The following is a 17,496-nucleotide window of genomic DNA, read 5'->3' as shown; positions in this document are numbered from 1 at the left end:
ATTATTCGACATCTTCAAAGGAGGTTAAACAGAGCTTGCCCTTGTGTTCGGAAACAGCAGCTGTAAAGAGACGGGAGTCGTCGAGCATGACGTCGGTGCGGCTGAGGCTAACGGGAATCACGTCGCCCACGCGCAAGTCGAACAAGGCGCCCAGCTGCACCTGTTTGCTGACGAGCCGGCCTTCCAGGGTCACTTGCAGGCGCGACGCGAGCGGACGCACGCTGCCGCGCAAGGCTTTCTTCGCCTGCGCGCGCTCGGGCAGCAAGCCGCGCAGCACGTCGGCCATCAGGCGCTTGTCCAGCGAGAACCAGAACTGGCCGCTCTGCCCCGCCTCGACGTCGCTGAGCGCCACCGTGACGATCCAGCTGCCGCGCGCCGGATGCACGCCCGACTGCGCGGCGACTTCGGCACTGGTGTCGATGTCGCTGCTTTTGCCCAGGGTTTGCAGGTTCTTGTGGACGCGGGAGAACAAACTGTTCACCAACTGTTGTCCAAGCACCACAGCGAGACGCTCTTCCGTGGCCGTCACGCGCACCTGCGCCGGATCGGGCAGCGCGCCCTTGGCGCCGGCACTACCATAGCGATAGTTCAGCACGCTCAAGAGTATCTGCCGTTCGAGGGCAAAGCCCGTCTGGCTGGCTGGCGTGGAGAAACTCAGCCAGCGGTTCACGCTGTCCTCGTTTTCCACGCGCGACAAGGTCACGGCATCGATCTGGAAATTCCCCCAGTAGCGGCGACTCATCGGCTGGCGCAGGGCCACGGCCAGGTCGTCGCGCAGCTGGGCGCCGAATACATGCAGCAAATGGACAGGACGTCCAAGCAGACAGGAATCGAGGACTTGATGGCGCACAGTTTGATCTGTCTTGGTAAGGATTGTCATGTAGTGGTCATGTCGGTATTGCGGTGGCAGAACAAATTATACGGATCGCCCGAAATTAAATACAGCATCATCTTGACCTGGCGTACCGGTCTGCAAGCAAACGATTGCGCATCGTATCGCATGCTGGATGACTACGGTGCTGAACAATACATGAAAAAGCTAAATATTGCCATGTATCAATATTCCTTGAGGCAATCCTCTCTTTACTTTATAGTTGCCGCGAGGTAAGCTTATAGCGACAAAATATAGATTTGCAGTGCGCCATTCCGCTTACCTGATTCCGGTTTTTATGGCAGTTTCCAGTCCCGCTTATTGCCACCAGAAGAAACTTTTATCAGATAATTATTAGTTGTCATGGCCATGTGAATCACGTCGGCGCAGGTCTGCCGGGTTTGTTTGAATCTGCTTGAGCGGATGGTGTGGCAACTGATAAAACTGATGGGCCCTGTAAGCGGGCCGGGCAAGATGGCGCGGGATGTCATGCCTGCCGGAATGGCAACACCAGTAATTTCTGATTGATACGTCACCGCATATTGAAAGTAGAGGGCACGATGAGCAACGAACTCGCAGGTCTGATCAAGGCCGATCTGGCAGCACTGAGCAATGACGCGCGCGCCCTGGGCGCCAGCATCGCGCCCGCCGCCCAGTTCGGCGCGCCGGAACAATCCGGCTTCTCCTTTGCGCAAAGCATGAAAGACGCCATCGGCAAGGTCAACGGCGATGACCGCATGGCGGCGCAGAAAATGAGCGACGTCGACAGCGGCAAGAGCGACGATATGGTCGGCGCCATGCTGGCCAGCCAGGAAGCGAGCCTGTCCTTCTCCATGTTGATGCAAGTGCGCAACAAGGTCATGGGCGCCGTCGACGAACTCATCAAACTGCCTCTGTAATCTTCACGTCCTGATCCACGCCCAGCCTCCCAGCGAAAGTTACCCCAAGTGATTACCCCCATGAAGTCCGCATTTGCGCGCTGGCGCCTTGGTGCCCAGCCCGCCATCCCGCCCGCCCTGCTGAAAAACCTGGTTCCCATCGTCGTGCTGGCCATCGGCATCACCGCCATGGTGACCATGTATGCCTGGCGCGACCAGGCCAACTACAAGCCGGTGTTTGGCGCGCGCGAAAAAGTGGCCGTGACGGACATGATGGCCACGCTGGACGCCGAACACATCCCCTACCGCCTGCATCCGGACAGCGGCCAGGTGCTGGTGCCCGACGCGATGCTGGGCAAGGTGCGCATGCTGCTCGCCTCGAAAGGCGTGACGGCGCAACTGCCGGCCGGCCTGGAGCTGATGGACAAGAATGACCCGCTGGGCGTATCGCAATTCGTGCAGGACGTGCGCTTCCGCCGCGGCCTGGAAGGCGAACTGGCGCAAAGCATCATGACGATGGACGCGATCGCTTCGGCGCGCGTCCATCTATCGATTGCGAAATCGACATCGTTCGTCGCCAGCGACGGCGACAAATCGTCCGCCTCGATCGTCGTGGCGCTGAAACCGGGCCGCACCCTGGCGCCGGAACAGATCGCCGCCGTCATCAACATGGTGGCCGGCAGCGTCGCCAGCCTGGCGCCAACGCGCGTGAGCCTGGTCGACCAGGGCGGCAACCTGCTGTCCGCGCACGTCGACCTGACGGACGGCTTCGACGCCTCGGCCGCCGGCAATGAAGGCGCGAAACGTTTCCAGGATGAAATCCGCCGCAACGTCACGGGCTTGCTGGGCCCCGTCATCGGCGAAGACAACTTCAAGCTCAGCGTGACGGCCGCCGTGAACAACGACCGCGTGGACGAAACGCTGGAAAAATACGGCGAAGCCCCGAAAGTGACGAGCGAAGCGATGCGCGAAGAGCAGGAACGCAACCGCACCGTGGCCGGCATTCCCGGCAGCCTGTCAAACCGTCCGCCGGCGGCTGCCGTGCCGGCACCGGCCGACGCCGCCGGCGCCGCACCCGCCGATGGCGCGCCGAAACCGTCCGACGACGGCACGGCCCGCAAGAACGCCACCACGCGCCAGTACGCCTACGACCGCAGCATCACGCAGATCAAGCGCAGCCGTGGCCGCCTGGAAAAACTCAGCGTCGCCGTGGTCCTCAACAGCGCCGCCGCACCGAACCCGAAAACGGGCTGGACTCCTGCCGAACTGGGCAATATTGAAAAAATGCTCAACAGCGGCCTGGGCATCAACGCCCAGCGCGGCGACAGCCTGAGCCTGACGGCGCTGGCCTTCCCCGCCAAGCCACCCGTGGCGCAGTGGTGGGAAGAGCGCGATACCGTCGTCGATTTCAGCAGCTGGCTGCTGTACGCACTGGGCGCCATCCTCGGCTACTTCCTGATCCTGCGTCCGCTGCTGCGCCTGCTGACCACGCGCCTGGCGCCGCCAGCACTGAAACAGCTCGACCCTGCCCTGGCGCTGGGTGGCAGCGCCGCCGCCGGCGCCAACGGCGCGGCCGTTGCCGGAGCGCCAGCCCTGGGCGTGAATGGCACACCGCTGGCGCTCGAAGGCGAAGCCGCCGGCGGCAGCATGCCGGTCGTGCCGCTGCTGGAAAACTATGACTTGCCGCCACCTGGCTCGGCGGTCGACGTGATGGTCGACCACCTGAAAGTGCTGGCTGAAAAAGAACCCGAGCGTGTCGCCGAAGTCGTCAAACAATGGATGCAGAAAAATGGCCGAACTCAACAACAATAATCCCTCCGACGGCGCCGAATACGAAAGCGCCAGCCTGAACCCCGTGGAACAGGCTGCCATCGTGCTGCTGAGCATAGGCGAAGAGCAGGCGGCCAACGTGCTGCGCTGCCTGTCGCGCGAAGAATTGCTGGAAGTCACGCAAGTGATGTCGCGCATGAGCGGCATCAAGGTCGAGTCCGTGAAAACGGCGATGCAGACCTTCTTCGACGACTACCGCCAGCAAAGCGGCGTGCACGGCGCCTCGCGCAGCTACCTGAAGCGTTCGCTGGACATGGCGCTGGGCAGCGATATCGCAAATAGCGTGCTGAACAACATTTACGGCGATGCGATCCGCCCCAAGATGGCGCGCCTGCAGTGGGCTTCGCCAAAATGGCTGGCCGAATACATCGTCAATGAACACGTGCAGATGCAAGCCGTGTTCCTGGCCTTCCTGCCGCCCGCGCTGGCCGGCCAGATCCTCGACGCCCTGCCCGTCGAAGGCCGCGATCTGGTCTTGCTGAACCTGGCGCGCCTGGACGAAATCGACCGCGATCTGCTGGTCGAGCTCGACGAACTGGTGGGCCGCTGCCTGGGCACGCTCGACACGCAAAGCACCAGCGTGGAAGGCATCCGCCAGGCGGCCGAGATTCTCAACCGCATGCCGGGCAACCGCGCCGCGCTGGTCGAACTGCTGCGCGCGCACGATCCGGAAGTGGTATCGGAAATCGAACTGAGCATGTACGACTTCCTGATCCTGGCCACGCAGAGCGATGTCACGCTCACGCGCATCCTGGAAGACGTGCCGATGGAACAGTGGGCCATCGCCCTCAAGGGCGCGGAACCGTCGATCCGCGACGCCGTGCTGAAAACCATGCCGCGTCGCCAGGCGCAGAGCTTCGAAGACATGATGCGCCGTTCCGGCCCCGTGCCTTTGAGCCGTATCGAACAAACGCGCCAGGAAATCATGGCCACCGTCAAGGGCCTCGCCGATGCGGGCGAGATCGAAGTGCAACTGTTTGCCGAAGCGGTGATCGAATGAAACACTTCCGCTCGTATCGTTTCCCGCCCCTGTCGCAATTCATCGCCGCCGGCCAACGTGCCTCCAACGAGGACACGGATGGGCAGTGGCAGGCGTCCGTCTCGGAAGGCTTCGAGCAGGGCCAGCGCGACGGCTACGAAGTGGGCCTGGTGCAAGGCCAGCAGGACGGCTACGACACCGGACGCAACGACGGCATGGCGCAGGGCCGCGAAGAAGGCCGCAATGAAACCCTGGTGGCGCTGGACCGCCTGGCGCGCCCCGTCGACGCCATCCTGCGCGACCTGAAAAAAGTACGCGCCGATTACCGCGAAGCGCAGCGCAAGGAAGTGGTCGACCTGGTGGCCAAGGTGGCGCGCCAGGTGATCCGCGCGGAACTGGCGCTGCAGCCGGTGCAATTGCTGGCCCTGGTCGACGAGACCCTGGCCTCGATGCCGCCCACGCGCGAGGAAATCGACGTCTTCCTCAATCCGGAAGAACTCAAACGCATCAGCGAACTCGATCCGAAGCGCGCCAAGCGCTGGAACCTGATCGCCGACGCGCGTCTGGACGCGGGCGAATGCCGCATCAAGGCGGGCGACAATGAAGTCGACGCGGGCTGCCATCAGCGCCTGTCGGCCTGCATGGAACAAGTCAGCAGCCACCTGGCGCTGGCCGCCGAACACGCGGACCAGGGCGCGCCTGCATGATCGCCGACACGCTGCGCAGCTTCGAGATCGGCGATATCCCGGTCGCGACACCCACCGGCCGCCTGGTCGGCGCCTCCGGCCTGCTGCTGGAAAGCGCCGGCTGCCGCCTGCACACGGGCCAGCGTTGTCAAATTGAAACTGTGAGCGGCGAGTGGCTCGATGCGCAAGTCGTGGGTTTTCGCGAAAAACTGTCCTACCTGATGCCGTTCAAGAAGGCCACGGGCCTGACCACCGGCGCCAGGGTTCTGCCCTTGCCCGACAAGGCCAGCCTGCAGATCGGCCCGTCGTGGCTGGGCCGCATGGTCAATGGCCTGGGTGAGCCGATCGACGACCTGGGCCGCCTCGGCGGCGAACACATCCTGGAAGTCACGCCGCCAAAAATTAATCCCCTGAAGAAACAACCGGTGGTCGAACCGCTGGACGTGGGCGTGCGGGCCATCAACAGCATGCTGACCCTGGGCAAGGGCCAGCGCGTGGGCCTGATGGCCGGTTCCGGCGTCGGCAAGAGCGTGCTGCTGGGCCTCATCACGCGCCAGACGGTGGCCGATGTCGTCGTCGTCGGCCTGATCGGCGAACGGGGCCGCGAAGTGCGCGAATTCGTCGAAAAGTCGCTCGGCGCCGAAGGCTTGAAAAAAGCCGTGCTGGTGATCGCCCCGGCCGATGAATCGCCGTTGATGCGCATCATGGCCACCGAGCTGTGCCATTCGATCGCCGCCCACTACCGCGACCAGGGCAAGCACGTGCTGCTGCTGGTCGACTCGCTGACGCGCTATGCGATGGCCTTGCGCGAAGTGGCGCTGGCCCTGGGCGAGCCGCCGGCCACGCGCGGCTATCCGCCGTCCGTGTTTTCGAACTTGCCGCAACTGGTGGAAAGCGCCGGCAATGGCGCCCACCCGGACGGCAGCATGAGCGCCATCTACACGGTGCTGGCCGAGGGCGACGACCAGCAGGACCCCGTGGTCGACACGGCGCGCGCGATTCTCGACGGCCACATCGTGCTCACGCGCGAACTGGCCGAGCGGGGCCATTACCCCGCCATCGACATCGCCGCCTCGATCAGCCGCTGCATGGCGCAGGTGATCACGCCCACCCACATGCAGGCGGCGCGCGCGCTGAAAGCGTCGATGGCGCGCCATGCGCGCGTGCGCGACCTGATCCCGCTGGGCGCCTACGTGCCCGGCGCCGACCCGATCACCGACCGCGCCGTCCAGCTGCACGCGCCCATCGAAGCCTTCCTGTGCCAGGGCACCAAGGAAGAGGCGCCGATGGGGCCGTGCATCGAACAACTTGAACAGATCATGGCCTAGGAGCATACGTGAGCGACGCGCATACCATCCGCAACCTGACCACCCTGGTCGGCCTGCGCAGCACCGAAGTGGAACGCCTGCAAGGCGAAATGGCGGCGCAGACGGCCGTGCGCGAGCGCTACCAGAAAAACCTGGAACGCCTGACGGGCCTGTACACGGATAGCGGCCCCAGCGGCGCCCTGCCCCTGGCCCTGTCCGTCAACTGCGGCAACTTCAAGCAAGCCGTCATGCAGATGGCCGACCAGCACCGTACCGATCTGCATTTGCACGAAGCCAACATGGCCGTTTCGCAACGCGCACTCAATACGGCCTGGGCCAAGCGCGAAGTGCTGGACCAGGTCCTCACGCAGAAACAAAAGTATGTTGCAAATGAGCAACAACGCGTCGATGCCAAGCGGCAAGACGAGCTGGCGACGCAATTCTGGTTCCGCGGGCAGGTAAAATGAGGTTTGTGTAAGTTTCTTTCAGGAAAACTTCACAAAACGGGAATGGGGGTCGCCTTGTACCGGTATATCCCTTTATTCAGGAGTCTGGCATGGCAAGCGTAATTACTGCACCGCAATACGATCCGATCCCAACGGCCGAAAAACTGGCTACCAAGGCTATCGCCGCGCAAAAGGCCGCCCTGCAGGCACAGAACACGCTGGCCAGCAACACCAGCACGGCGCTGGGCAACCTGAAGTCGGCCATCTCCGCCTTCCAGAGCGCCATGTCGTCCATGACCAGCAGCAAATCGGTGCTGAGCCAGTCCGCCACCTTCCCGGCCGCCGGTTACGGCACGGCCACGGCCGGCATCAATGCGACGCCGGGCACCTATTCCTTTTTTGTTGAAAAACTGGCCACGGCCAGCCAGATGTCGTATGGCGGCTTGAGCAACGTCAATACCGCCGATGGCACGGGTACGCTGAAAGTGAAAATCGGCGATGGCGTGGGCGACAACACGCTCAACATCGACCTGGCCGCCGCCGACAAGGATGGCAACGGCACACTGACACCGCAGGAAATCGCTGCCGCCATCAACGGCAACAGCAAGAACAATTCGCGCGTCACCGCCTCCATCGTGACCATCAATAACCAGGCGCAACTGGTACTGACGTCGAATGCGACGGGCATTGCCAACGCCGCCACGCTCGACGCCAGCGCTGTCGACAATATCGCGCTGAAAGGCGCGCTGATCGCTCCGGCCAACATCAAGGAAGTCGTCAAGGCTGACGACGCCATCGTCTGGCTGGGCGGCAAACCCGGCGGCACGGCCATCACGCAGGCATCGAATACATTCACCAACGTGCAGGATGTGAAAATCACGTTCACCCGCGCCATGAGTGCCGCCGAAGCGCCCGTCACGCTGACCGTCGCCACCGACAACTCCGGCACCGCCGCCAACGTGCAAGCGTTCGTCGATGCCTACAACAAGCTGAAAACCCTGATGGATGGCCTGGCAAGCCCCGGCAATCCGGAAAAGAACATCGCCGCGGGCATCTTCGCCCATGATTCCGGTCTGAATGCCTTGCGCAGCAGCATGGGCGACGCCCTGCGCCTGAACATCAATGGCGTCTCGCTCGTGTCCTACGGCATTACGGCCCAGCGCGACGGCACCATCAGCCTCAACGCCGCCAAGCTGACGGCCAAGCTGGCCGACAACCCGACGGGCCTGGACAAACTTTTTGGCAACAACAGCCTGTCCGCCCCGGCCGGCGTGCTCGGCAGCCTGGACAAGGTACTGGGCCAGTGGAGCAATGTCACCAAGGGCCAGATCACCCAGCGCCAGGCCGCCACGGACAAGCTGCAGAAAAGCCTGGTCAAGAGCGGCGAGCGCCTCACGGCCCAATATGACACGGCATACAAACGCTTCCTCGATCAATTTACGCGTCTGCAAGTATTGCAGGAGCAAATGAGCAAGACGTCCGATATGTTCGATGCCATGTTTAGCAACAATAAATCCTAAGGCGGATGCGCCTGCCGCGCCGCCACAGTTAACATAGCGAGAATACAATCATGTTAAACAATGAAGCTTACGGCAACTACCACGCCGTCAACCTGGATGCCCAGACCGCCCGTGCAACACCGGTCGAACTGGTACTGGTGCTGACGGACGGCCTGCTGGAAGAACTGGCGCGCGCGCGCGGGCATATCGTGGGCAAGCGCTACGAACAAAAGGCCATCAGCCTGGATAAATGCACGCAGATCATCAACGGTCTGTCGAGCTCGCTCGATTTCGACAATGGCGGCGAAGTGGTCGTCAACCTGGCGCGCCTGTACGACTATTGCGTGGCGCGCCTGTACACGGCCGGCATCAAGCTCGACCCGACCCTGATCGATGAAGTGACGACCTTGATGACCACCATCAAGCGCGGCTGGGTGGGCGTCCAGGCCAACAATGCCTAGGCGCGCCGCGCTGCAGCAGCTGAGCCGGCAATTGAGCGCGGCCATCGCGCAGCCGGACTGGGAGGCGATGGAAAAACTCTCGGCCAGCCTGGTGAAAAACATTCCGCTGCTGGCTGAACGGGGCGCATGGAATGCGCTGGAACAAACAGAATTGTTGCAATTGCGCAAAATTCACGCGCAAGCGGTTAAAATTTGCTCTGAGGAAAAAGAACGCCTGGGGTTACACCTGGGTGCATTACAGGCAAATAAGGAAGGTTGGGTCGCCTACGCCGCGCTCGGCGAATACGACTCGGACGGGAATCAAGCATGATCATGAACTTCAACACGGCGCCGGCCGCTCCGGCACCGGCAGCCTCCGCTGCATCCGCACCGGCGCCAGCGCCGGCACAGACCGCTGCCTTGCCCGGCACGCCGGGCTATGGCAGCAGCGGGACGGCGCCCTCCGCCCTGCCCCTGTTTGCGCAGGTGCTCGATGTGACCGCCGTGGAAGCGGCCGACGCCGGCACGCCCGCGCCTGCACCCGCCAAGGACGGCGACAGCGACACCCAGGCCGACAGCAGCCTGCCGGCCATGGCCGCCCCCGTCATCGGCTTGCCGGTGACGATGCTGCCGCCAACGGACGCGGCCGCAGCCGAGGCGCGCGCCGCAGCCCAGACACAAACACAGACACCGGTGCAGGCGAATGCGGCGCAAGCCAACCCTGCACTCAACATCAGCCTGCATCCCGCGGCCGTCACCCTCACCGCGTCCGCACCGGCAATGGCGCCAGCGCCAGGGCGCGACACGCGCGAACCGCTGGCCGCCGCCAACCCGGCGACCGCCGCCAAGGGCAGCGCGCCGGCACAGCCGTTCGAAGCGCTGCTGCAACAGGGCGCTCCCGTGACGGCCGCCGCCGCCCCTGCCGCGCGCGAGGGCGAACGCGGCGCCGCGACGCCGGCCCCCGCCACGCCCAACCTGGGCTTGACGGGCGCGGTCGGCAATACGGCCACGGCGGCTCCGTCCGGCGATACCATCAAGCTCAACGGCCCTGCCCAGCAATGGCAGGAACCGCTGCGCGAAGCGCTGGGCGAACGCCTGCAGACGCAGATCGGCCGCAACAGCGAGCACGCGACGATCCGCCTCGACCCGCCCATGCTGGGCCGCATTGAGATTTCCATCCGCCACACGGCTGGCGCGCTGCAGGTGAACGTCACGGCGTCGAACTCGGAAGTGTTGCGCCAGTTGCAAGGCATCGGCGAAAACATGCGCAGCGACCTGGCGCAGCGCCAGTACACCGAGGTGGCCGTGAATATCAGCGCCACCCCGCGCAGCCCCGCCGCCCAGGCGTTTGCCGAAGGCGATGCGCGCGGCCAGCGTCAACCGGGCCGCCAGAACGACGACGCGGAACCGGGGCGCGCCCTGTCCGACGGCAGCCCTGCCGGTACCACTTACGCCATGCATGAGCGAGAGACTGCCTGATGAATATGAAAATGAAACTGATAGGCGGCTTTGTCGCCGTGGCCGTGCTGGCCGCCGGCGCCGCTGGCGGCGCCATGTGGTACCTGGCCAAGCCGGTTGCCGGCCATGCCGAGGTGGCCGAAGCCAAGACCCCGCCGCCGGCCACAGGCAAGAAGGCGCGCAAGTTCCTCACGCTGGACAAGGTCATCGTGATGCTGCGGCGCGGCCCCGGCGAAGGTGAAACGCATTACCTGTCGGCCGACCTGGTGATCGCCACCACCGAGGAAAAGGAAAAGCTGACCAAGGACCACTTGCCGCTGATGCGTTCGATCGCCGTCAGCACCCTGTCGAGTTTCCCGATGGACAAGGCACAGACGATGACGGTGGAGCAATTTGCCGAACAGATCAACAAGGCCTTCAATGTCAGCTATGAACGCGAACAGATGGAAAAACCGTTCACCGAAGTCATGGTCGGCAAGCTGATCATTGAATAAGCCAACACGCCAGCCGACCTAGTGGGAGATCCCTTGGCCTATGTAGAGCAATACCAGGAAGCGTATGGCGCCGGCGAATATGCCGCCGCCAGCGCTTGCGCGGCAGTGCTCAGTGTTGCCGAAGAACAACAACATCTGGTGGCGTACTCCCCTTTGGTGAAACGCATCGTGCGCCAGCTCAATTCGCAGGTGTCGGGCGCCATCGACCGCGACGACATGGAACAGATCGGCCTGATGGGCTTGCTCGAAGCCTTGCGCCGCTACGGCGTGCCGGACCAGTCGTTCGGCAGCTATGCCAGCCTGCGCATCCGCGGCGCCATCCTCGATGAATTGCGGCGCCAGGACTGGCGTCCGCGCGCCGTGCGCCAGGAAAGCCACCGCCTGCGCGACAGCGTGCGCGCCCTGACCCGGCGCCTGGGGCGCGAGCCGCTGGAAGCGGAAATCATGGCGGCCCTGAAGCTGACGCCGGAAGCCTTCCAGGAGTACCAGCTGGCGGAAAACGCCGAGCTGATCGCCAGTTTTGATGAAGTGCTGCAGGAAAGCCTGGGACAAGCCGACAGCGCACCGAGCCCGGAAGAGCAATTGATGGTGCGGCGCAGCCTGGAACAGGCGCTGCGCACGCTGGACGAACGGGAACAGCGCGTGATCCAGATGTATTACGAATTCGAACTGAGCTATAAAGAAATTGCCGCCGTGCTAGACCTGAGCGACGCCCGCGTCTGCCAGTTGAACAAGACGGCGCTGGGCAAGATGAAAACCATGCTGCAAGACGCATAAGTTTCAGCACTATCCATCAAATTGACGCAGCACAATGACGCAGAAAGGCAGTTGACATGGTAATTATCGGTATCTTAATCGTGATGGGGTGTGTATTCGGAGGCTTCGCCCTGATGGGCGGCACCGTCCACGCGATCTGGCAACCGGTCGAGTTGATCATCATCATCGGCGCCGCCGTCGGCGCCCTGGTGCTGGGCAACCCCAAGCATGTACTCGGTGAAATGCTGCACCAGATGCGCAAGATCGTCACGCACAAGAAGCAAGGCTCGGAATTCCAGCGCCAGTTGCTGCTGCTGATGTATGAACTGCTGCAAACGGCCGCCGGCGGCCTGAAGGCGCTCGACGCCCACGTCGAGGCGCCGCGCGAAAGCGCCCTGTTCCAGCGCTATCCGCTGGTGCTGGAAGAGCCGAAACTGCTCGCCTTCATCGTCGACAACTTCCGTTTGATGGCGATGGGCAAGATCAACGCGCATGAGCTCGAAGGCGTGCTGGAGCAGGAACTGGAAGCCATCCACGACGAATTGCTGCAACCGTCGAAATCCTTGCACAAGATCGCCGAAGCCATGCCCGGCTTCGGTATTCTGGCCGCCGTTCTGGGCATCGTGATGGCCATGAATTCCGTGGCCGACGGCGCCGATGCGGCGGAAATCTCGGAAAAAGTGGGCGCCGCCATGGTCGGTACCTTCATCGGCATCTTCTTCTGCTACGGCGTGCTCGATCCGATGTGTAACATGATGAAACAGCTGGTGGGCGAGGAAGGCTCGACCATGGAATGCGTGAAGGTCGTGCTGGTCACGCACGTGGCGGGCAAACCGCCCCTGCTGGCCATCGATGCGGGCCGCCGCCTGGTGCAGCTGAACATCAAGCCTAGCTTCGCCCAGCTGGAAAGCTGGATCAATGCGCTGGAAGATGGCGGCGCCGAACAAGAGCAAGGCCAAGGCCGGGGAGGCCGCCGTGCTAAAGCCGCATGAGAAACATGAACAGGCCATCATCAAGCGTGCCGGCCGCAAGCACGACGACGATGGCCATGGCGGCGCCTGGAAAGTAGCGTTCGCCGACTTTTGCCTGGCCCTGCTGTCGCTGTTCCTCGTGCTGTGGCTGATGGCCGCGCGCGAGCAGCAGGCGATGAAGGAAATCATGATGGATGCGTCGGCAGGCAGCCGCCAGGGCGAAGGCCAGGGCGTCATGCCGGAACAGAAAGGCGGCCCGCGCGGCAGCCTGATCGAGCGCTTCCCCATGCCCCGCAAAGGCACGGGCGACACGCGCACGGAAGGCAAGCAGATGCAGGACGGCAAGGCCGGCACCGCGCCGCCCAACCAGACCAAGGTCAGCTACCAATCGCCGGAAGACTTGCTGAGCCTGTCGCGCGCGCTCGATAAGCTCAGCGATGAAGCGGGATTGAAGAGCAATTTGCAATCCGTGATCACGCCGTACGGCTTGCGCGTCATGCTGCACGACACGGACAAGCAAGGCATGTTCGTGCGCGGCAGCGCCGTGCCGACCGACCGTTTCCGCAAGCTGCTGCGCCAGATGGGCCCCGTGTTTGCGCAAATGGATAACCAGATGCTGATCGTCGGCCACACCGATTCGATGCAATACGCCAATACCGGCTATGAAGGCTTTTCGAACTGGACCCTGTCGGCCAACCGCGCCATGTCGGCGCGCGCGCAATTGTTGATCGGCAGCATGAGTCCGGACAGCGTGCTGCAAGTGGTGGGCATGGCCGACCGCGCGCCGCTGGACGTAAAAAACGCCAGCGCCGGCATCAACCGCCGCATCGAACTGTTAATATTGACGCGTGGCCAGGCTGACAGCATCGCCGCCATGTTCGGCATGGCCGGACAAAAGCCGCAGGGCGAAGAATTGCAAGTGGGCGAACCGGACTCGGGCACCTTGCAGCGCCTGCGCGAGAAACTGGGCTTGCCCGCAAAGAAGGAGCGGGATGAGCATGCAAATTAAGGGCAAGGGACAACGTATGAAAATCTCCTCCGGCAATACCGGTGCTGCCGTACGCAGCAGCGCCGTCGCGCCGGCCGAGGCGATCGCCGAGAACGCGGGCGCCGCCGGCGCCATGGGCGGCTCGTCGGCCGGGGCGGAACTGCAATCGGCCGTGCTGCAACCGGCCATGGCCGCCCTGCGCGCCATGCCCGAAATCGACCATGAGCGCGTGGCCATGCTGCGCGATGCGCTGGCCAAGGGCGAATTGCCGTTCGATCCGTCGAAACTGGCAGGCTTGATCCAGCGTTTCCACGGCGGCGAATCGTGACCGCGCCGCGCAAGGGCATCACGCGCCAGGAAGCCATGCGCCGCGTGCTGCAAGGCATGAAAGACGACAGCATCGGCTATGCCGCCCTGCAAACCGTGCTGGAAGAGCAATTCCAGGCGACCTTGCACCATCAGAGCGCGCAATTGACGGCACTGGCGGACCAGGTCATCGCCGCCGTCGAGCCCCTCGATGCGCGCCGCCGCCAGCGGGTCAGCCTCGTCACTGCCCTGCTGGGTCCGCAAGGCGATATGCCGCAATTGTTTGCGTTATTGCAAGATGACGCGCGCGTCACCGCCGAGCGCGACTGGGCTGCGCTCGAGCAGATGGTGCTCGAATGCAAGCGCCTGAATGCCCGCAACAGCGATTTGTTAACAGAGCAGTACAGCATCATGCAGCGCGTGCTGCATGGCGAGGAAGATACGTATGCACCAGGCTGATTTTTCACAGATGCGCGCCATGGCGGCCACGCCGTCGACGATGGCGACGAATGCCGTGCAAAGCAATATGCACGCAACCCCTGCCACGGCAGGCGCCGGCAGTTTCAGCAGCGTGTTCCGGCAAGTACAGGGCGAAGTGGCCCGCTTCATCGAACAGGGCGGCGGCAACGCCACCAGCCTGAACCCGCAAGGCCGCGCCTACCTGGAACAGAGCCAGCCCGTCAATGTGCTGGGCAGCATCAACCAGGGCGGCGAGATCGGCGAAACGCAGCAGCAATTCCTCGCCTCGATCAAGCCATGGACGCAGGAAACGGGCGCGCGCCTGGGCGTGGCGCCGGAAATCGTCGCCGCCCACGCGGCGCTGGAATCGGGCTGGGGCCAGCGTCCGCTGCGCCAGGGCACGGGCGCGGACACGAATAATCTGTTCGGCATCAAGGCCGGCGGCAAATGGCAAGGCGACGTGGCCAGCAATGTCACCACCGAATACGAGGCGGGCAGCGGCACGGCCCTGAAGAAAACGGAACGTTTCCGCAGTTATCCGGACCAGGCCAGCGCCTTCCGCGACTATGCGCAAGTATTGCTCGACAATCCACGCTACCGCGCCGCCCTGAACACGGGTGCCGACGCGGGCGCTTTCGCGCAAGGCCTCGCGCGCGGCGGCTATGCCACCGACCCCAACTACGCCGCCAAGCTGACCCAGCTGGCGACGCGTCTGCAGCGCACGGCCGCCGCCGAGTAGTTTCCTTAACGGCCGGGAAGTTCGGCCGGTTCCACCACGCCCGCATCGACCACCCTGGCACGTATCACCGTGCCGCTGGTGGCGTTGCGCACGCGAATCACCTCGCCCAGCGCGCCCGGATCCAGCGCTTCGCCGGCCATGCTCACTTCCACCTGCTCCTTGCGGGCCACGATATTCACCGCACTGCCCCGCTTGATCAACACGGGCGACGCCAGTTGCCCTTGCCGCAGCACTTCGCCGGCACGCAAGCTGCGCCGGCTCGACAGGCCTACGGCGCCGGGCAAGGAGGAAATACTGTCCGGCACCATCGTCACATCGCGCCGCGCCAGGGTCACGTCGCCCGCCTGCAACGGCGTATTCGCCGTCACGGGGGCGCTCGTCACCGCGACCTGGGCCGTGATGCTGCCGCGCGCCAGCATTTCATAGCGCCAACCGTTGCTTCCAGGACACACTGCCACGAAGCGCATGCGCTGCGCCGAACGGCTGTCCGCCGTTTCCAGCGCGACGGGCGCCGCGCACGCCGGCACGGGGCGCGTGCTTTTGACCACGGCCACTTGAAACTGCGGTTCCAGCAGTCCCGCCGAGGCTGCTTGCTGCACCAATTGCTCGCGCGCCAATTGTTCCACACGCGAAAATATATTGTCGGCTGGCAATTCTGCGCATCCTGCACTACTATATAGGCTGGTCAGTAAAAAGAGGCCCGGAAGCAGTATGTGACGACATTGCGCCTTGTTCCACATCACGGAATAGTTCTCAAAGTAAATCATTGCTAACCTTAATCAAAGATACTGAAGCGGCATGACCTTACCATGCGTCAACATGACCAGGCTGGGATTTTACCTCTGCACCACCTATTTTCTGGCCCGAACCGCAAAAAGCACGATCGAATTCAACACAAAGGATGACCATGGGGATTAATTTCAAGGATGCGCTGGGCGTGCACGCCGATGCACTCGCGCTGCGTGCCGACCGTACACGCGTACTGGCCGCCAACATCGCCAATGAAAACACGCCCGGCTTCCAGGCCATGGACATGGATTTCGGCAGCGCCCTGCAGCAGTTGCAGGACAACGAGGCGGGCCTGCTGTCGACCGATGACGATGCCAGCGCCCTGTACCGCGTCCCCTACCACCCCAGCCGCGACGGCAACACCGTCGAAATCGGCGTCGAGCAGGCGGCGTTCTCGCAGAATGCCACCGACTTCCAGACCAGCCTCACTTTCGTCAACATGAAACTGAAGGGTCTGTCCAAGGCCATTTCCGGACAATAAGGATCAGCATGAGCTTCCAGGACATTTCCAAGATCGCCGGTTCGGCGATGGCGGCGCAAACCGTGCGCCTCAATACCATCGCCAGCAACCTGGCCAATGCCGATTCCGTTGCCGGTTCCGAAGGCGAAACCTACCGCGCGCGCAAGCCCGTGTTTGCGGCCGTGATGGACGGTCCGGGCGCCAGCGGCGCCGGTGGAAGAGTACAGGTACTCGACGTGGTGCAAAGCGATGAGCCGCTGCGCAAGGTCTATGAACCGGGCCACCCGATGGCCAATGCCGATGGCATGGTGTTCTATCCCAACGTCAATCAGGTTGCCGAGATGACCGACATGATGTCGGCCTCGCGCGCGTTTGAAACAAATGTCGAAGTTCTGGGCCGCATCAAGTCGATGCAGCAATCGCTCCTCAAATTAGGTGAAGCATAATCCATGGAAACCAACCTCTTTACAAACAACACCAGCGGCAGCAATAGCAACAGCAATGCCGTCAAGTCGCAAAGCAATGCCACCCAGGATATGTTCACCAAGTTGCTGGTCGCACAGATCAAGAACCAGGATCCCCTCGCGCCGACCGATCCGAGCCAGTTCGTCAATCAATTGACGCAGCAGGCGCAGACGGAAGCGATGCAAAACCTGTCGGCGCTGACCAGCGCCAATGCCAGCGTGCTGCAATCGATGCAAGTGCTGGCCCTGGGCGCGCAAGTGGGCTCGGAAGTCATGGTCAACACTGAAACGGTCCAGCTCGACAAGAGCAAGGTCAGCGGCACCATCGCGCTGGCCGCCAGCACCACCAAGACCACCGTGACCCTGAAAGGGCTGGACGACAAGGAATACAAGATCGAACTGGGCGCCAAAGCGCCCGGCACGGTGCCGTTCACCATCGATCCCGTGGCCTTGGGCTTGCCTGCCGGCACCTACAGCATGACGGTCAGCACCAGCGGCGCCGAAAAACCAACGGTCGACATTGCAGGCAAGCTCAACAGCGTGCGCCTGTCGTCCAGCGGCAGCATGATTTTGAGCGTGTCGAACCTGGGCGAAGTCAACCCTGGCGCGATCACCGGCTTTAACGGCAAGACGGCCTGATCCGCTCGCCCCTTCGTTTCCTGCACACTAATCTCGT

At 63.1% G+C, this 17,496-nt stretch carries 22 protein-coding genes; 20 read left to right on the top strand and 2 right to left on the bottom strand.

The window, feature by feature from the left end; genetic code table 11:
- Position 1: 1 nt before the first annotated feature.
- Entirely contained in the window at positions 2-880 is an 879-nt protein-coding gene (locus tag O3300_RS00310; protein ID WP_257218649.1) for a FliM/FliN family flagellar motor switch protein, read from the bottom strand.
- A 551-nt stretch (positions 881-1,431) separates the two neighbouring features.
- Here O3300_RS00310 and O3300_RS00305 point away from each other — a divergent pair.
- The 17 genes from O3300_RS00305 to O3300_RS00225 all read left to right on the top strand — a co-directional run bounded on the left by O3300_RS00305 (position 1,432) and on the right by O3300_RS00225 (position 15,107).
- Positions 1,432-1,770: a flagellar hook-basal body complex protein FliE gene (locus tag O3300_RS00305; RefSeq protein WP_034787870.1), complete on the top strand. Its 339-nt coding sequence runs from the start codon at positions 1,432-1,434 to the stop codon at positions 1,768-1,770.
- A gap of 60 nt (positions 1,771-1,830) precedes the next feature.
- Complete coding sequence (fliF, locus tag O3300_RS00300) at positions 1,831-3,561, top strand: flagellar basal-body MS-ring/collar protein FliF (protein ID WP_077403175.1); 1,731 nt, start codon at positions 1,831-1,833, stop codon at positions 3,559-3,561.
- Positions 3,539-4,579 (top strand): flagellar motor switch protein FliG, encoded by a 1,041-nt coding sequence (locus O3300_RS00295; protein ID WP_077403172.1) that lies wholly within the window; start codon positions 3,539-3,541, stop codon positions 4,577-4,579. Before fliF ends, O3300_RS00295 begins: the two co-directional genes overlap by 23 nt.
- Positions 4,576-5,265, top strand: a complete 690-nt coding sequence (gene fliH, locus O3300_RS00290; RefSeq protein WP_034787861.1) for a flagellar assembly protein FliH — start codon at positions 4,576-4,578, stop codon at positions 5,263-5,265. Before O3300_RS00295 ends, fliH begins: the two co-directional genes overlap by 4 nt.
- Positions 5,262-6,572: a flagellar protein export ATPase FliI gene (gene fliI, locus O3300_RS00285; RefSeq protein ID WP_289898369.1), complete on the top strand. Its 1,311-nt coding sequence runs from the start codon at positions 5,262-5,264 to the stop codon at positions 6,570-6,572. The genes fliH and fliI overlap by 4 nt, the downstream gene beginning before the upstream one ends.
- Before the next feature lie 8 nt (positions 6,573-6,580).
- Positions 6,581-7,018 (top strand): flagellar export protein FliJ, encoded by a 438-nt coding sequence (locus O3300_RS00280; protein ID WP_077403163.1) that lies wholly within the window; start codon positions 6,581-6,583, stop codon positions 7,016-7,018.
- Between the two features lie 89 nt (positions 7,019-7,107).
- Positions 7,108-8,517, top strand: a complete 1,410-nt coding sequence (fliD, locus tag O3300_RS00275) for a flagellar filament capping protein FliD (protein WP_099664384.1) — start codon at positions 7,108-7,110, stop codon at positions 8,515-8,517.
- A gap of 50 nt (positions 8,518-8,567) precedes the next feature.
- Complete coding sequence (gene fliS, locus O3300_RS00270) at positions 8,568-8,957, top strand: flagellar export chaperone FliS (RefSeq protein ID WP_070219791.1); 390 nt, start codon at positions 8,568-8,570, stop codon at positions 8,955-8,957.
- A gap of 31 nt (positions 8,958-8,988) precedes the next feature.
- Positions 8,989-9,267: a hypothetical protein gene (locus O3300_RS00265; protein ID WP_305051620.1), complete on the top strand. Its 279-nt coding sequence runs from the start codon at positions 8,989-8,991 to the stop codon at positions 9,265-9,267.
- Positions 9,264-10,415: a flagellar hook-length control protein FliK gene (locus O3300_RS00260; RefSeq protein ID WP_305051619.1), complete on the top strand. Its 1,152-nt coding sequence runs from the start codon at positions 9,264-9,266 to the stop codon at positions 10,413-10,415. Before O3300_RS00265 ends, O3300_RS00260 begins: the two co-directional genes overlap by 4 nt.
- 5 nt (positions 10,416-10,420) lie before the next feature.
- Entirely contained in the window at positions 10,421-10,888 is a 468-nt protein-coding gene (locus O3300_RS00255; protein ID WP_251349230.1) for a flagellar basal body-associated FliL family protein, read from the top strand.
- 33 nt (positions 10,889-10,921) lie between these two features.
- Positions 10,922-11,665 (top strand): FliA/WhiG family RNA polymerase sigma factor, encoded by a 744-nt coding sequence (locus O3300_RS00250; protein WP_077403148.1) that lies wholly within the window; start codon positions 10,922-10,924, stop codon positions 11,663-11,665.
- Positions 11,666-11,721: 56 nt separating this feature from the next.
- Positions 11,722-12,636 carry a flagellar motor stator protein MotA gene (gene motA / locus O3300_RS00245; RefSeq protein ID WP_034757817.1) on the top strand — a complete coding sequence of 305 codons (915 nt, stop codon included), beginning with the start codon at positions 11,722-11,724 and terminating at the stop codon, positions 12,634-12,636.
- Positions 12,563-13,624 (top strand): flagellar motor protein MotB, encoded by a 1,062-nt coding sequence (locus O3300_RS00240; RefSeq protein WP_289898372.1) that lies wholly within the window; start codon positions 12,563-12,565, stop codon positions 13,622-13,624. Before motA ends, O3300_RS00240 begins: the two co-directional genes overlap by 74 nt.
- Before the next feature lie 16 nt (positions 13,625-13,640).
- Positions 13,641-13,931 (top strand): flagellar biosynthesis anti-sigma factor FlgM, encoded by a 291-nt coding sequence (flgM, locus tag O3300_RS00235; RefSeq protein WP_034757812.1) that lies wholly within the window; start codon positions 13,641-13,643, stop codon positions 13,929-13,931.
- Complete coding sequence (flgN, locus tag O3300_RS00230; RefSeq protein WP_289898373.1) at positions 13,928-14,368, top strand: flagellar export chaperone FlgN; 441 nt, start codon at positions 13,928-13,930, stop codon at positions 14,366-14,368. The genes flgM and flgN overlap by 4 nt, the downstream gene beginning before the upstream one ends.
- Positions 14,355-15,107: a glycoside hydrolase family 73 protein gene (locus O3300_RS00225; protein ID WP_305051618.1), complete on the top strand. Its 753-nt coding sequence runs from the start codon at positions 14,355-14,357 to the stop codon at positions 15,105-15,107. Before flgN ends, O3300_RS00225 begins: the two co-directional genes overlap by 14 nt.
- A gap of 5 nt (positions 15,108-15,112) precedes the next feature.
- Here O3300_RS00225 and flgA read toward each other — a convergent pair whose 3' ends face one another.
- A complete protein-coding gene (flgA, locus tag O3300_RS00220; RefSeq protein WP_099664389.1) occupies positions 15,113-15,760 on the bottom strand; it encodes a flagellar basal body P-ring formation chaperone FlgA in 648 nt (215 codons plus the stop codon).
- A 254-nt stretch (positions 15,761-16,014) separates the two neighbouring features.
- Between flgA and flgB the strand changes: the two genes are divergently transcribed.
- Genes flgB through O3300_RS00205 form a run of 3 tightly spaced genes read left to right on the top strand, consistent with a single transcriptional unit; the run spans position 16,015 to position 17,459 of the window.
- Positions 16,015-16,377, top strand: a complete 363-nt coding sequence (gene flgB / locus O3300_RS00215) for a flagellar basal body rod protein FlgB (protein WP_034758109.1) — start codon at positions 16,015-16,017, stop codon at positions 16,375-16,377.
- Between the two features lie 8 nt (positions 16,378-16,385).
- On the top strand, positions 16,386-16,802 hold the full coding sequence (gene flgC, locus O3300_RS00210) for a flagellar basal body rod protein FlgC (RefSeq protein WP_034757795.1): 417 nt from the start codon (positions 16,386-16,388) through the stop codon (positions 16,800-16,802).
- Between the two features lie 3 nt (positions 16,803-16,805).
- Positions 16,806-17,459, top strand: coding sequence for a flagellar hook capping FlgD N-terminal domain-containing protein (locus O3300_RS00205; RefSeq protein ID WP_099664390.1), 654 nt, complete (start codon positions 16,806-16,808; stop codon positions 17,457-17,459).
- The last annotated feature ends 37 nt before the right edge of the window (positions 17,460-17,496 follow it).

It is taken from the genome of Janthinobacterium sp. SUN206 (genome assembly GCF_030587305.1).
In the GTDB taxonomy this organism is placed as follows: Bacteria; Pseudomonadota; Gammaproteobacteria; order Burkholderiales; family Burkholderiaceae_D; genus Janthinobacterium; species Janthinobacterium kumbetense.
The sequence above is the reverse complement of the archived record's forward strand: the minus strand, read 5'-3'. Positions and strand labels throughout refer to the sequence as shown.

What these genes read in the sequence shown, in the direction of transcription:
- O3300_RS00240 (WP_289898372.1), top strand. Translation starts at nt 12,563, where the DNA reads ATGCGCTGGAAGATGGCGGCGCCGAACAAGAGCAAGGCCAAGGCCGGG.
- O3300_RS00255 (WP_251349230.1), top strand. Translation starts at nt 10,421, where the DNA reads ATGAAAATGAAACTGATAGGCGGCTTTGTCGCCGTGGCCGTGCTGGCC.
- flgC (WP_034757795.1), top strand. Translation starts at nt 16,386, where the DNA reads ATGAGCTTCCAGGACATTTCCAAGATCGCCGGTTCGGCGATGGCGGCG.
- O3300_RS00295 (WP_077403172.1), top strand. Translation starts at nt 3,539, where the DNA reads ATGGCCGAACTCAACAACAATAATCCCTCCGACGGCGCCGAATACGAA.
- fliH (WP_034787861.1), top strand. Translation starts at nt 4,576, where the DNA reads ATGAAACACTTCCGCTCGTATCGTTTCCCGCCCCTGTCGCAATTCATC.
- flgB (WP_034758109.1), top strand. Translation starts at nt 16,015, where the DNA reads ATGGGGATTAATTTCAAGGATGCGCTGGGCGTGCACGCCGATGCACTC.
- fliS (WP_070219791.1), top strand. Translation starts at nt 8,568, where the DNA reads ATGTTAAACAATGAAGCTTACGGCAACTACCACGCCGTCAACCTGGAT.
- O3300_RS00260 (WP_305051619.1), top strand. Translation starts at nt 9,264, where the DNA reads ATGATCATGAACTTCAACACGGCGCCGGCCGCTCCGGCACCGGCAGCC.
- fliI (WP_289898369.1), top strand. Translation starts at nt 5,262, where the DNA reads ATGATCGCCGACACGCTGCGCAGCTTCGAGATCGGCGATATCCCGGTC.
- fliD (WP_099664384.1), top strand. Translation starts at nt 7,108, where the DNA reads ATGGCAAGCGTAATTACTGCACCGCAATACGATCCGATCCCAACGGCC.
- fliF (WP_077403175.1), top strand. Translation starts at nt 1,831, where the DNA reads ATGAAGTCCGCATTTGCGCGCTGGCGCCTTGGTGCCCAGCCCGCCATC.
- flgM (WP_034757812.1), top strand. Translation starts at nt 13,641, where the DNA reads ATGAAAATCTCCTCCGGCAATACCGGTGCTGCCGTACGCAGCAGCGCC.
- motA (WP_034757817.1), top strand. Translation starts at nt 11,722, where the DNA reads ATGGTAATTATCGGTATCTTAATCGTGATGGGGTGTGTATTCGGAGGC.
- O3300_RS00205 (WP_099664390.1), top strand. Translation starts at nt 16,806, where the DNA reads ATGGAAACCAACCTCTTTACAAACAACACCAGCGGCAGCAATAGCAAC.
- O3300_RS00305 (WP_034787870.1), top strand. Translation starts at nt 1,432, where the DNA reads ATGAGCAACGAACTCGCAGGTCTGATCAAGGCCGATCTGGCAGCACTG.
- O3300_RS00310 (WP_257218649.1), bottom strand. Translation starts at nt 880, where the DNA reads ATGACAATCCTTACCAAGACAGATCAAACTGTGCGCCATCAAGTCCTC.
- O3300_RS00225 (WP_305051618.1), top strand. Translation starts at nt 14,355, where the DNA reads ATGCACCAGGCTGATTTTTCACAGATGCGCGCCATGGCGGCCACGCCG.